Origin of the sequence: Ectothiorhodospira sp. 9100 (assembly GCF_022227565.1) — a bacterium.
GTDB lineage: Bacteria > Pseudomonadota > Gammaproteobacteria > Ectothiorhodospirales > Ectothiorhodospiraceae > Ectothiorhodospira > Ectothiorhodospira marina.
Genome location: NZ_JAJNAN010000062.1, coordinates 1 through 12,670 on the forward strand (window position 1 = coordinate 1; position 12,670 = coordinate 12,670).

The 12,670-nt window shown below is 65.8% G+C and carries 13 protein-coding genes; 1 reads left to right on the top strand and 12 read right to left on the bottom strand.

Annotated elements, in window-relative coordinates:
- Positions 1-266: 266 nt before the first annotated feature.
- From LPW29_RS13765 to gspC, 12 genes are all read right to left on the bottom strand, one after another.
- Positions 267-1,046, bottom strand: coding sequence for a type II secretion system protein N (locus tag LPW29_RS13765; RefSeq protein WP_238628476.1), 780 nt, complete (start codon positions 1,044-1,046; stop codon positions 267-269).
- Between the two features lie 45 nt (positions 1,047-1,091).
- On the bottom strand, positions 1,092-1,577 hold the full coding sequence (gene gspM, locus LPW29_RS13770; RefSeq protein WP_238628477.1) for a type II secretion system protein GspM: 486 nt from the start codon (positions 1,575-1,577) through the stop codon (positions 1,092-1,094).
- A complete protein-coding gene (gene gspL, locus LPW29_RS13775; protein WP_238628478.1) occupies positions 1,574-2,815 on the bottom strand; it encodes a type II secretion system protein GspL in 1,242 nt (413 codons plus the stop codon). The genes gspM and gspL overlap by 4 nt, the downstream gene beginning before the upstream one ends.
- 144 nt (positions 2,816-2,959) lie before the next feature.
- Complete coding sequence (gspK, locus tag LPW29_RS13780) at positions 2,960-3,805, bottom strand: type II secretion system minor pseudopilin GspK (protein ID WP_238628479.1); 846 nt, start codon at positions 3,803-3,805, stop codon at positions 2,960-2,962.
- Entirely contained in the window at positions 3,805-4,434 is a 630-nt protein-coding gene (gspJ, locus tag LPW29_RS13785) for a type II secretion system minor pseudopilin GspJ (RefSeq protein WP_238628480.1), read from the bottom strand. Before gspJ ends, gspK begins: the two co-directional genes overlap by 1 nt.
- On the bottom strand, positions 4,431-4,778 hold the full coding sequence (gspI, locus tag LPW29_RS13790; RefSeq protein ID WP_238628481.1) for a type II secretion system minor pseudopilin GspI: 348 nt from the start codon (positions 4,776-4,778) through the stop codon (positions 4,431-4,433). The genes gspJ and gspI overlap by 4 nt, the downstream gene beginning before the upstream one ends.
- Before the next feature lie 212 nt (positions 4,779-4,990).
- Complete coding sequence (gspH, locus tag LPW29_RS13795; protein WP_238628482.1) at positions 4,991-5,587, bottom strand: type II secretion system minor pseudopilin GspH; 597 nt, start codon at positions 5,585-5,587, stop codon at positions 4,991-4,993.
- A 47-nt stretch (positions 5,588-5,634) separates the two neighbouring features.
- Positions 5,635-6,069 carry a type II secretion system major pseudopilin GspG gene (gene gspG / locus LPW29_RS13800; RefSeq protein WP_238628483.1) on the bottom strand — a complete coding sequence of 145 codons (435 nt, stop codon included), beginning with the start codon at positions 6,067-6,069 and terminating at the stop codon, positions 5,635-5,637.
- A gap of 43 nt (positions 6,070-6,112) precedes the next feature.
- Positions 6,113-7,327 carry a type II secretion system inner membrane protein GspF gene (gspF, locus tag LPW29_RS13805; RefSeq protein ID WP_090252300.1) on the bottom strand — a complete coding sequence of 405 codons (1,215 nt, stop codon included), beginning with the start codon at positions 7,325-7,327 and terminating at the stop codon, positions 6,113-6,115.
- A gap of 5 nt (positions 7,328-7,332) precedes the next feature.
- Positions 7,333-8,877, bottom strand: a complete 1,545-nt coding sequence (gene gspE / locus LPW29_RS13810) for a type II secretion system ATPase GspE (RefSeq protein ID WP_090252297.1) — start codon at positions 8,875-8,877, stop codon at positions 7,333-7,335.
- Positions 8,874-10,817 carry a type II secretion system secretin GspD gene (gene gspD, locus LPW29_RS13815; RefSeq protein ID WP_370642844.1) on the bottom strand — a complete coding sequence of 648 codons (1,944 nt, stop codon included), beginning with the start codon at positions 10,815-10,817 and terminating at the stop codon, positions 8,874-8,876. Before gspD ends, gspE begins: the two co-directional genes overlap by 4 nt.
- 127 nt (positions 10,818-10,944) lie before the next feature.
- Positions 10,945-11,865 carry a type II secretion system protein GspC gene (gene gspC, locus LPW29_RS13820; protein WP_238628484.1) on the bottom strand — a complete coding sequence of 307 codons (921 nt, stop codon included), beginning with the start codon at positions 11,863-11,865 and terminating at the stop codon, positions 10,945-10,947.
- 155 nt (positions 11,866-12,020) lie between these two features.
- Between gspC and LPW29_RS13825 the strand changes: the two genes are divergently transcribed.
- A complete protein-coding gene (locus LPW29_RS13825; RefSeq protein WP_238628485.1) occupies positions 12,021-12,608 on the top strand; it encodes an FHA domain-containing protein in 588 nt (195 codons plus the stop codon).
- Positions 12,609-12,670 lie beyond the last annotated feature (62 nt).

Genomic DNA, 12,670 nt, shown 5'->3' on the forward strand with positions numbered 1-12,670 from the left:
CCCCCCCCCCACCCACCCCCCCCCCCCCCCCGCCGGGGGGGGGGGGGGGGCCCCCCCCCCCCCCATGAGGCAGGCACTGTGCCACCCCTCGCCCCTCACCCCAACCCCTCTCCCCTGAGGGGAGAGGGGCTCGTAATGTACCTTTCATCATCGGGGGTGCCTCACCACCGTGATACATGAGGGTTAACGTGAAAGAACCCAGATTCAGCGTCTCTTTCATTCATTATCGGGGGTGCCGCACCACCGTTACCAGTGCGGGCCGCGCCTCACAGCCTTCCGCTCAGGTTCAGCGGAATGCGACCCTCGCTGTCCTCCCGCCCCATGAGGCTCAGGGCCTGACCCAGTCCGGGTTCGGCCTGGTCACGGGCACCCAGCCGGCCCTGGATCTGCCAGGGCCCCACCGGGCTCAGGCGGGCGGAGGCCTCCAGGAACAGGGGGCCACCATGGTCGCGCGCCACGGCCCGGAGCCAGCCGTCGTCGTCGGTGCTCAGTTCCGCACGCAGGTCGCCCAGGGGGATGGCCTGGGGTAGACCCGAGGCGGCCCCCAGCCAACCCACGGTGCCTTCGGCCTGGGTGAAGCCCGACTCGTGGTGGACATGCACCACCGGAATGTCGGCCAGAATGCGCCCCTGGACGATCACCGGAAAATCCAGGAAGGCATCCGCCAGGTAGGCGGCCGGCAGGTCCGCCCGCAGGTTTTCCAGACGAATCCCGTTGGGGCGAAGGCCCAGTTGCGCACTGCCCCCACTCCCGGGCCGGGCAAACTGAATGTGTGTGCGCAACTCGCCGCGCAACAGCGGCCAGGCAGACACCTGCCAGACCAGCCCCTGCAATGACAGTTCCTCCCAGCGCACTTGCTGAGCCCCACCGGACCACACGGAACCCGAGAGGCCTTCCAGGGCCAGGTCCGGTGGTAGCCAGCCACGGTCCCGGGCCAGATTGTGGGCCAGGGTGGCGGGCCATGTGGCCAGGAGGAAAGCGATGTAGGCAATCAGTCCTACCAGGACGTAGTGCCAGGGCTTGAGGGCGGGGCTTTTGAAGGGCACGTTGCTCAGAGACTCCATCGTGATGAATGGATGCGAGGACCGGGGTCAGCTTTCCAGCACCAGCCGCACGTTCACCCGCCCCCCGGCGGCTTGTCGATCCACCACCAGGCTGCTGACCTGGACGCCGTACTGGCGACTGAGTTCATCCAGCCACAGGAGCAGGTCGTCGAAGAGGGTGTTCTCCATCCACACGCGCACCGTATGGCCACCCTCGGGCTGAACGCGCCGCAGGGTGCCTGCCAGGGGGCCGGATTGAGCGGTGGCGTCGATGATGCCCAGCAGGGATTGCCCGCCCATGTCGGCGGGGGCCACCTGGGTCTGCCCGCGGGCACTGCGGATCTGACTGGCGGCCTGCTCCATCCAGGCGAGATCGCCCTGCAGACGGGCCACATCACGCTCCATGGCGACGACACGGTCACCCAGTGGCAGCCAGATGAGCCAGTAGGGCAAGGCCACACAAAGGAACAGCCCCCCCACGATCAGGATGCGTCGATCGCGCACCGACTGTTCACGCCACCATACCTGGATCATGACCCCGAACTCCTGATGAGGATGCGGCTTTCCACCCGGTCGTCCCGGGCACTGGCCGACTGGATATCCACGGACCAGCCCGCTTCCTGTTCCAGTTGCTGCTTGAGCCGGTCCAGCCCCTGCAAGTCAGCCAGGTGCAGATCCAGGTCCAGCCGGCCCGCCTGATAACGCAGCCCCTGAATGCTGAGGCCCTCCGCGTCCGCCAGGGCCGGCGCGGCCTGTGCAAGCAGATCCTGTAGATCCGAATGGATGCCATCCGGTCCCGATGAGAGCCCCCTGAGGGCCGTTTCCATCTGGCGCCTGGGATCCACGATACGTCCCCCCGGGAAGGTCTGCTGGTAGACCTCGACCATGCGTTCTTCAAGAGTAGCCTGCTCGGCCCGCAGGGACTGCAGGTTCCATCCCAGACCGACAAACTGGATCACCACCCAGGCCAGCAGCACACCGGCCGCGATCCGCCAGGGCCGCCAGAGGTGATCCAGGGAGTCCTTCGGGCTATAGGGGCCACAGAGAAGATTGAGCGAAGGACGCGACGGCCAGTGTGCGACCAGGTGTTCCAGCAGGCTCGAAGGCGTCTCGATGACCTGCACCGTCAGAGCATCCGTATCGCCCAATGCCCGCAGCCCATCATCCTCCGGCCGTGCAGGCCCATGATGCAATAGCTTGAGTTGTTTTGGGCGCTCATCCTCCGCAGCCTCCTGCAGGCGCCGCCGCAGCAGGAAGGCGGCATTGTCCCGCTCCATGGTGAAGCCCATGCCCTCTCCCGTGGACAGCCAGCCCTCATCGCCCTCCAGCCACAACACCCAGGCACCCGCCTCGGTAGGCAGGAGCGCAGTCTCCGGCACCACCTGATCCGGCTCCATACCGGCCTTGCGAACGGCGTCCAGCCAGGCCGTCATGTGGGTGTGGGCGACCACTGCCACCGTCAGACTGCCATCGGCATGCCGGGCACCCGGGACAAAATGCAGTGTCTCCACGTCATCCGCCAGCTGGTCCTCCAGGGCATAGGGCAGCGCCCGGCGCAGCGCCCTGGGGTTACGAGTGGGGATATGTGCCTGGGTCAGCAAGACCTGGGTGCCAGGGACCAGAACCCGGCAGGCGACATCCGGTGCCCGGGCCCGCAGGGCATCCAGCGTATCAGTGCCCAGGAGCGTGAACCTGCCATCGGATGCCTGCAGCGCACCCTGCCAGGTGTTGCCTTCCGGGTGAGGTCTGAGGATGAGAAGACGCTGGGTCAATGGTTCGGGCTCCTGGGGTCATGGCCCCATGTTCATTCAGGTTGGCGAGGCGTGCAAGAGGGGCGTGGGGCCTTGGCGTTCACGGCCAGGACCGCTCCCACAGGGGCACCTTGAGGTGTGTGTCCGCTCATGCATGGGCCGCGCTCAAGGGCCGCAGGGGATCTGCTCACGCAGGATCACTCGCTGCTCGGCCACGTCCAGCAGGCTGCAGAGCAGGAAGCGCCGGTCGACCAGTTCGGTGCGCACGGCCAGGCGATAGTAGCGGGACGTAAACGCTGTCTCCTCATCATCATCCGTGTCAGCGTCCGCCTCGCCGAAGACCTCGCGAAGGACATCCGGTGCCTCGGCCAGGTTCATGCCGGCCTCCGTGCCGGGCAGCGCCGTCAGGTAGGGGGCCACCTTGTGCCAGACCTCGTCGGTCACCCCTCGCAACAGCCGCAGTTCCGTGGCACTGAGCATGGGCTGGTTACCACTCAGGTAGGGTGGCTCCAGGCCCCGATAGGTGGGATCGTCGGTCTCGGGATTCAGCCAGTCGATGAGGCTTCGGGTGAGGCCGTCGCTGTCCAGGGTGACGCCCTGGGCCTCCACCGAGATGGCATCCAGGAGTTGCACGAACTGCTCGTGCACGGATTCATCCTCCGTGGCCAGGTCGTTGATATTGAACCGGCAGTGCATGTCCTCCAGCCAGACAGTGAGATCGGCATCCTCCAGCACCACGGGGATGGGGGGGGAGAGACACCCCTCCCAGGGCAGGTCCACATCCGCGTTCTGATGCACTTCCCCCAGCAATCGCAAGGCATAGGCCTCGGCCCCCAGTGACAGCTGGTAGGCCTGGTCGTGGGTGAACACGTTGGTGGTGCGGCGGATGTCCATGTGCTGTCGGGTGGCCATGGAGACCGCAGCAATGGTGGCCAGCGTCACCACCAGCAGGGCGGTGAGCAGCGCCACCCCCCGCTGTCTGGCCGGTGACTGGAAGGATCGGCGCGCCATCAGCGCACCGCGTACAGGCGGGAGATCCGGCCCATGCCGTCCAGATCCAGGATCACCTCCACCGCCAGAGGCAAGGGGGTCAGGCCCTCTTCCTGGCCGGCGGGGGGCCAGTAGTCCAGGGCCGCCGTGCCCCCGGTACCCTCGCGGTAATGGAAGCGCACCTCCCAGTCCTGCAGGGCGGCCGCATCCTCCCGGCTCAGCAGGGGCATGCGGCCGGTGGGCGCCTCCTGGCCGCCATCCAGGGCGGACCAGTAAAGACGGTACAGGGTGCCCTGCTCCATTTCCCAGGCCACGCGTTGCAGGCTGCTGCGAGCCGTGCCACTGCGGGCACCGGCGCGGATGAGTTCCAGCCGGGGCGGCTCGCGCAGGCCGGAAAAGCGCAGCGGCGGTAGAAAATCCCCGTAACCGTCCCGGGCGGACCGCTGGGCAATCTGTTCGAGATCGCGTGCCAGCAGGGTGAAGGCCAGTTGCACCTGGGCCAGGCGCTCGGCAGAGGCCGCTGTCATGGCCTGGGCATCCAGCACGGTGCGCAAGCCGCCGTAGGCCATCACCGATACCAGGGCGAAGATACCCAGGGTGACCACCAGTTCCAGAAGGGTGAACCCTCGCTGCGTGTCCCGGCTTGTCATGGATTGAGGAACCCGGTGAGACTGGCCAGGTAGGGGACATCCGGGTCGTCCTCGTCGCGCACGGTCACCTGGATGCGGGGCACAGCCCCCAGGGTGTAGCCAGCCACATCCAGATCCCGGGGCTGGATCTCCACCTGCCAGTACCATTCCCGCTCGGCCATGATCACCGCACCCCGGCGGGTGCCCCGGGCAGGTTCCTCCATGCCGGCGCGATAGCGCGCCATCACGTTGCTGGCCACCCAGTGGGCGTGGGTGCGATCCCGCAGATAGGCGGCATTACGGGCGTTTTCGCTGGCCACCTTGATGACGGCGCCCATGGCCACCGCCAGGATGGTCACCGCCACCAGCACCTCCAGGAGGGTGAAACCTGATTGCCGGATCGAACTGGTGGGAGTGGCCCCTTTTGGAGCTGCCCTTGTGGGAGCGGCCCTTGGCCGCGAATGCTCAGGTTGAGGCGAATAGCCAGAGCCCGGAGACGGCACCATTCGCGGCCAAGGGCCGCTCCCACAAGGGCTCCCGAATGGGTTCCCGAAAAGGCTTCCACTGGAGGGGAGCCTCATCGCCTGTCCTCCGGGCGTTTCATCTGGATGCGCCCATTGGGCTGCCCCTCAATGATGAAATAAGGGCGACGGGTACGGTCGCCATGCACCTGCACCTCGAAGGGGGTGATTTCCCCGGTGATGCCCAGATAGACATGGGGCGCCGGGTTGTCCAGGGTGCGATCCAGGCTCACGGGGATACCCTCCAGACGCAGTTCCAGCTCAAGGCCCAGGTCCTCCAGGCTCCGCTCCCGCAGCTGGCGGTCGGCCTCCAGGGGCAACCATTCGTAGGTGCGCTCGCCCACCTCGAACTCCCTCAGGAAGGTATAGCCGTGGCGGGAAAAACCCACGGCGGTCTCCTGGGCGGTGAGGATGCCCTCGTCCCGGGCCAGGTCCATGAGGGCCACCATGCGCCGCGCCTCCTGCTCGATCATGCGGTCACGGCCCCCATCTCCCACCGCGATCACTGCAAAGGTGAACATCACGCCGATGATGAACAGCACCACCACCAGTTCCAGCAGGGTGAAGCCCCGGCCTCGACGGGCCATGGCACCGCCAGGGTTGCCGGAATGACGGTTCCTGCCCGCAGCGGCGAAGGTGCGAATCGGATGCATCACTGCTCGGTGAGTAGGGGGGCCGATGGTTGCCTGATCACGCAGGGTCAGTCACCCCAGTTGCCGATCTCGGCGTTCATGCTCTCGCCACCTGGACGCCCGTCGGCGCCGAAGCTGTAGAGATCGAAGTCCCCCCGGGAGCCGGGATGCAGATACTGGTATTCATTGCCCCAGGGGTCCGCGGGCAGACGATCGATATAGCCGCCCTGGCGCCAGTTGCGGGGCTCGGGCTGCCCGGAGGGGCGCTCAACCAGTGCTTCCAGCCCCTGATCGGTGCTGGGATAGGTGAAGTTGTCCAGTCGGTAGAGGTTCAGCGCACTCTCAAGCGCCCGGATGTCGTTCTGGGCCTTGGTGATGCGGGCGTCATCCGGGCGATCCATGACGCGGGGGACAACGATGGCGGCCAGGATGCCGAGGATGACCACCACCACCATGACCTCGATGAGGGTGAAGCCCTGTTGGGGGTGTCTGCGGGATGTCATGGGTGCAAATCTCCTTGTGGATGATGAAGGGTTGAACCAGCCCTCAGGTGACCAGCTGGTTGAGTTCGAAGATGGGCAGCAGAATGGCCAGGACGATGATGAGCACCACCACGGCCATCACCAGGATCAGCAGGGGTTCGAGCACGCCCATGAGCATGGCGATGCGGGTCTCCAGCTCCCGCTCCTGATTGGCTGCCGCCCTATCCAGCATGTCGTCCAGGGCACCACTGGCCTCGCCGCTGCGGATGAGGTGCACGGTCATGGGCGGGAAGTAGCCCGTGCGCTCCAGGGCCACGCCGATGCCCGAGCCCTCGCGCACCCGCTGGGCCACGGTTTCCACCGCCGCGCGCATGGGGCGGTTGGCCATCACCTGGGCGGCAATGCGCAGCGCCTCCAGCACGGTCACGCCGCTGGCAGAGAGGATGGACAGGGTGCGGGCAAAGCGCGCCGTGTTGATGCCCCGGGTAAGCCGACCGATCAGGGGCAGACGCAGCAGGAATCGGTGCCAGGCATACAGGGGCCGGGGGCGACGCAGCAGGCGCTCGATCACCAGGGCCCCGAGCACCAACGCAACCAGCAGGTACAGTCCATACTCCCGCAGCCCATCGCTGACGGCAATGAGCGTGCGGGTCAGCCAGGGCAGTTCCTGACCGATACCCACGAATACCTGCACCACCTCGGGCACCACGTAGGTGAGCAGGGCCACGGTCACCAGCAGGGCCATGGTGGTGAGGATGGCCGGATAAAACAGGGCCAACTGGATCTTCTGGCGCATCTGCTGGCGGTTTTCCGTGTAATCGGCCAGGCGGTCCAGCACCACGTCCAGGTGGCCGGACTGCTCGCCGGCGGAGACCGTGGTGCGGTAGATATCCGGGAAGACATGGGGGAAATCCCCCAGCCCACGGGCCAGGGTGTGCCCCTCCATCACCCGGGTACGCACTGCCATGAGCATGCTGCGGATGCGGGCCTTCTCGCTCTGGCGAGCCACGGTGCCCAGGGCCTCCTCCAGGGGCAGTCCGGAACGCACCAGGGTCGCCAGTTGCCGGGTGATCAGGGACAGATCCATGGCACTGAGGCCACGCGCGATCCCCGGCAGCTTGAGGCGTCGTTTCTCACGCTGCTGCACCGCCTCCACCGACAAGGGGGTGAACCCCCGCTCGCGCAGTTGTTGCCGCACCTGGCGGGGGTTATCCCCCTCCAGCACACCCCGGGCCTCCCGGCCTGTGGGTTTGAGGGCGGTGTATTCAAAGGCGGGCATGGCGCTCAGTCTTCCTTGGTGACACGCAGTACTTCCTCCACGGTGGTGTCACCGGCCAGGATACGTCGCACCCCATCCTGGCGGATGCTGGGGCCATGCTGACGGGCATGACGTTCCAGGGCCTGTTCGCCGGCACCATCATGGATCAGGGTACGCAGGGCGTCGTCCACCTCCACCAGTTCATAGATGCCGGTGCGTCCGCGATAACCCAGCTGATTGCACTCCGGGCAGCCTGTGGCACGGTACAGCGTGGGTCGCTCCCCGGCCGTCAGCCCCAGCAGGCGGGCGTCGGTCTCGCTGGCCTGATACGGTTGCCGGCAATGGGTGCAGAGCAGGCGCACCAAGCGCTGGGCCAGCAGGCCCACCAGGGTGGAGGACAGCAGGAAGGGTTCCACCCCCATGTCCCGCAGGCGGGTGATGGCGCCCACGGCGGTGTTGGTGTGCAGGGTGGAGAACACCAGGTGACCGGTCAAACTGGCCTGCACGGCGATGTGCACCGTGTCCACGTCGCGGATCTCCCCCACCATGACCACGTCCGGGTCCTGACGCAGGATGGCCCGCAGGCCGCGGGCGAAGGTCATGTCCACCTTGCTGTTGATCTGGGTCTGACCCACCCCATCCAGGTAATACTCGATGGGATCCTCCACCGTGAGGATGTTGCGCTTGCGGTCGTTGAGCTGGGTCAGCGCCGCATACAGGGTGGTGGTCTTGCCCGAACCGGTGGGACCGGTGACCAGCACAATCCCGTGAGGGCGGGCAATCACCCGCTGCATGGACACCAGACTGTCGGGGTCCATGCCCAGATGGGTGAGGTTCAAACGCCCGGCCTGCTTGTCCAGCAGGCGCAATACCACCCGTTCGCCATGACCACAGGGGAGCGTGGAAACCCGCACATCCACTGCACGGCCCGCCACCCTCAGTGAGATGCGGCCATCCTGGGGCAGGCGCTTTTCGGCGATGTCCAGGCGCGCCATCACCTTGATACGGGAGATGATCAGGGGCGCCAGCACGCGGGGCGGTTCCAGCACCTGGCGCAGCACGCCGTCCACCCGAAAACGCACCGTCAACCGGGACTCAAAGGGTTCGATATGGATATCCGAGGCGTTCTCCTTGATGGCCTCGGTGAGCAGGGCATTGATGAGACGGATGATGGGGGCGTCGTCCTCGGTCTCCAGCAGGTCTTCCGGCTCGGCCAGACTCTGGGCCACGCTGTCCAGGTCATCCTCTTCACCCATGCCCTCCATGAGTTGCATGGCATCATTGGCACTGCTCTCGTAGCGTGCCCTCAGGATGGCATCAAATCGGGCCTCAGGGGCCGGCTCCAGCTTCAGGGGGCGCCCCAGATGCCGGCGCAGTTCCGCCAGGCTCTGGCTGCTCACATCCTCCCGACAGACCACGTGCACCGCCGTGCCCTCCTCCTCCATGACCACCACGCCATGGCGACGGGCAAAACCGAAGCTGACACCTCGCACCTCCGGCGTCGATTCTGTCTCCGGTGGGACGTCCGGCAGGAGTTCGCCGGGGATCTCCAGATCCTGTCGGGCGTTCATCGGCGTGACGGCGGTGGCTGGATTGACAGGCCGGCGGCCCGGGCCTGGTTGCTGGCCTCGAAGGGCGGCGGCAGGTGCAGGAGTTCATCCCATTCGGGCAGGAGTGGCACCGTCTCATCATCCATCATCAGCACCCCCAGTTCCCGGGAATAGACTTGCTCGGCGCGCATGTGATTGTACTTGCTGGCGGTGAGGCCCGCCTGAGTGCTGCGGTCGCGGACGATCACCGGACGCAGGAACACCATGAGGTTGCGCTTTTCCTTACGGGAGGAGTCGTAACGGAACAGGCGACCCAGGCCCGGGATACTGCCCAGACCCGGCACCTTGCTCTCGGTCTGCACCAGCACATCGTCGATGAGACCGCCGAGCACCACCATGTCGCCATCATCCACCATGACGCTGGTGCGCAGGCTGCGCATGTTGGTGATCAGATCGGCGGCATCCAGACCGGAGACACTGGGGGCCACCTGGGAGACCTCCTGCTCGATCTCCAGTTTGACCGCATTGCCTTCATTGATTTGTGGTTTGACCATGAGTTTCACACCCACATCCTGGCGCTGAATGGTGTCGAAGGCCTGGCCTGACTGCTCGATGGCGCGACCGGAGCGGAAGGGCACGTTCTGCCCCACGATGATCTCCGCCTCCTCGTTATCCATGGTCAGCAGGCTGGGGGTGGAGAGGATGTTGCTGGCCGAATCGCTGGCCAGGGCGCTCACCAGGGCCGCAATGGTGGTGCGCCCGGAATAGCCAATCCCCCCAAGGGCGAGCCCACTGCCAAACTCCACACTGGAAAGATCACCCGACTGCAGTCCGCTGGCCACCCCCACCAGGCTGGGGCTGGCACCCTGAAAGTTCAAAATGCCGATACCATCGCGCTCCGAGCCCACGGCCCATTGAACGCCCAGTTGCCGGGCCCGCTCGCTGGAGACTTCGGCAATCACCGCCTCCACCAGCACCTGGGCGCGCCGTACATCCAGTTGCCGGATCACGGCCCGCATGTCCCGGATCACATCCGGAGGGGCATTAAGCACCACGGCATTGGTGCTCTCATGAGAATGTACATGAATACTCGGCGCCTGCTCTGTGCCCCTTTCCGTGTGGAAGGACTCAGCCAGGCCGGAGAGCACATCCGCCACATCCGCCGCATTGGCATAGCGCAGGTACACCACCTGGGTGTTGCCCCCTTCCACCGGAATATCCAGATGAGAGATCACCGCACGGATGGCTACCCGACGTGCGGGCTCGCCGCCCAGCAGGATGCTGTTGGTGCGCTCATCGGCGATCACCCGCAACTGAGCCGAGGGGCGTTGACGGCCTTCGGCCGACTCCATGGTGGTGATGATGCGTGCCACCTCGGTGGCGGAGGCATGCTCCAGGGGAATCACCTCCATGTCGTCGCGGGTTTCCTGGTCGATGCGACCGATGATTTCCACCAGGCGGCTGACGTTGCTGGCGGTATCGGACACCACCAACGTATTGGATTCCGGCGACGCCGCCAGATGGCCACTTTGCGGCACCAGCGGCCGCAGGATCGGCACCAGTTGTGCGGCATCCACATGGTGGACCGTGATCACGCGGGTCACGTAATCCCCCCCGCGTGCCTCCACACGGTCAGAGATGGTAGGCACCTCCCCCTGCTTGGCAATGGCGTCGGGCACGAGGCGAACCACCCCATCCGACTCGATGGCGGCAAAGCCATGCACCCGCAAGACCGAAAGAAAGACGTCGTAGAGCTCCGAGCGGTCCACCGGGCGACCCGATACCAGGGTGACACGCCCACGCACCCGGGGGTCGACGATGAAGTTGGTGCCGGTCTCCTCGGACACATAGTCGATCACGGCGTTGATATCCACGTCGCGGAAATTGAGGGTCGCTTCCGCGCCATTATTGGCCAGTGCCAACAGCGGCGCACCGCCCAGACAGAGCATGAGCAAGCCCATCAGGGACAGGCGGGCACGGCGTATCGCCGCTGGCCGGGGCCGTGGATCAATCAACACGTTGCGTCCTCTTGTCTGATGTCGGGCAAGGTGGGTCACCTGATGCGAGTCGGTTGCGGGGTGAGGTCGATCAGGAACCCAGGGGTAGCGTGACCGTCATGACCCGACCCTGCCGCTCCAGTTCCAGCGTCACCTCCCTGGCCTGGGACAATTGCCCGGCCAGGGCCTGTGGATCGTCGATGTTGCCCACGGCCACCCCATTGATGGCGGTGACCACGTCCCCGGGCCTCAGCCCGGCCTGGCGGAACAGGGCGGCATCACGCCGGGGGGCAATGGAAAACCCCTTGATACGCCCCTGATCCATCACCGGGCGAATGCGCATCGCCTCCATGAAACGGTTCGGATTCTCCAGCCAGTTGTCACGCCGGACGGCCAGGTCCGCCGCCAGGCCTGCGTCCACCGCAGCCGTCGAGCGGGAATCACGGCCCGAGGAATGCTCGACAGTGCGTTGCACGGCCTCCTCCCCGACCTGTTCCCGAGGCAACCGCAGCATCTCGAAGCGTCCCTGCCGGGAGAGGATCACACGGTCGCCGAAGACCTGCTCCAGGGTGGCATTGCCAGGCAAGGAGGCGCCAACCCGGTAGTGCTTTTCATCCTCGCCTTCTCCGGAGATCAGGGCCGTACCCAGACGGGGATCGCCGAAGGCAATCACGCCCTTGAGGCTCAGGCGCAAGCGGGTCTCGGGGGCTTCAGTGGGAACAGGGGGCGACTCCACCGTGCGCTGCGCCTGGCCAAACAGATGCAGCCGGGCAACGCCCTCCAGGCCATGGCCCTGAGGCCCCCCGGTGATCACCGGGGGGGGCGCCGGACTGGCGGAGACTGCAGCCGCCACGGGGGCCGAAGGGGGGGCCACCATATTCCAGGTCAACCGAGCCAGGGACCCGGCCAACAGGATCACCAGTCCCAGCGTCACCCAGGGGGCAAGACGGGCTAGGTGATCCGGCTTGGGCCTGAAACGCCCCGCGCCGGCAAGGCTGGACACACTGAACATGAAGAGTGACCGCGTGGTAGAAAGGGTTTTGGACTGCGATGCTATCACGCGCTTGCACCTTGGCAACATGCCTCGAGGACCATCACAGCGTTGAACTTCGGCTTTGGTTATACTCTGCCCATGGTCAACGTCTGATGACATCAGAAGGCAGGCACATGGACATCAGGAGGCAAGGAGAACGGCGGCGTTATGACTCACGCCCCTCCTATCCGTTCAGGGACAGCCAGGGGGTGTGGGTCACCCGCAACCGGCGACGCCAGCTGGATCGGCGCTCCAGTAATGGAGACAGCCCCCTGGAGGGTTCCAGACCGTCTATTGCACCCACGCGCCCGAAGGCAACGGTGGCGATGCTGGACACAGCCCGGCATTCATCCCCGGCGCTGCGCAACCTCAAGGGGCGCAGCCTGCTGCTGCACTACCGGGACGTGGTGGTCAATCTTTACGAGGGCAAGGACGACTTCCTGCTGGGTCGACGCAGCCGCTGTGACCTGGTCATCCCTCAGGATCATGTCTCCCGCGAACATGCCCGCATCGTCCATCGAGACGGGGGCTTTGTGCTCGTTGAGCAAAGCCTCAACGGCACCTACCTGCAGGAGCCCTCCGGGGAGGAGCGCCTGATTCATCAGGAGACCGTGGCCCTCAAGGGCTCGGGCTATCTCAGCCTGGGTCGACCACTCTCGGATAACACCGAAAACCTGGTGTATTTCTATTGCCGCGAGGCCAGCACACCGACGCAGGACTGAGCCTTAACTTGAAAGAACCCAGCTTCAGCTACAAACACGACCCTCTCCCCGAGGAGAGGGTC

Excerpts from the sequence above, each read along its gene's own strand:
- gspH (WP_238628482.1), bottom strand. The coding sequence starts at position 5,587 with ATGCATCCGATTCGCACCTTCGCCGCTGCGGGCAGGAACCGTCATTCC.
- LPW29_RS13825 (WP_238628485.1), top strand. The coding sequence starts at position 12,021 with ATGGACATCAGGAGGCAAGGAGAACGGCGGCGTTATGACTCACGCCCC.
- gspF (WP_090252300.1), bottom strand. The coding sequence starts at position 7,327 with ATGCCCGCCTTTGAATACACCGCCCTCAAACCCACAGGCCGGGAGGCC.
- gspK (WP_238628479.1), bottom strand. The coding sequence starts at position 3,805 with ATGGCGCGCCGATCCTTCCAGTCACCGGCCAGACAGCGGGGGGTGGCG.
- gspM (WP_238628477.1), bottom strand. The coding sequence starts at position 1,577 with ATGATCCAGGTATGGTGGCGTGAACAGTCGGTGCGCGATCGACGCATC.
- gspG (WP_238628483.1), bottom strand. The coding sequence starts at position 6,069 with ATGACATCCCGCAGACACCCCCAACAGGGCTTCACCCTCATCGAGGTC.
- gspD (WP_370642844.1), bottom strand. The coding sequence starts at position 10,817 with ATGGGCTTGCTCATGCTCTGTCTGGGCGGTGCGCCGCTGTTGGCACTG.
- gspJ (WP_238628480.1), bottom strand. The coding sequence starts at position 4,434 with ATGACAAGCCGGGACACGCAGCGAGGGTTCACCCTTCTGGAACTGGTG.
- gspE (WP_090252297.1), bottom strand. The coding sequence starts at position 8,877 with ATGAACGCCCGACAGGATCTGGAGATCCCCGGCGAACTCCTGCCGGAC.
- gspC (WP_238628484.1), bottom strand. The coding sequence starts at position 11,865 with ATGTTCAGTGTGTCCAGCCTTGCCGGCGCGGGGCGTTTCAGGCCCAAG.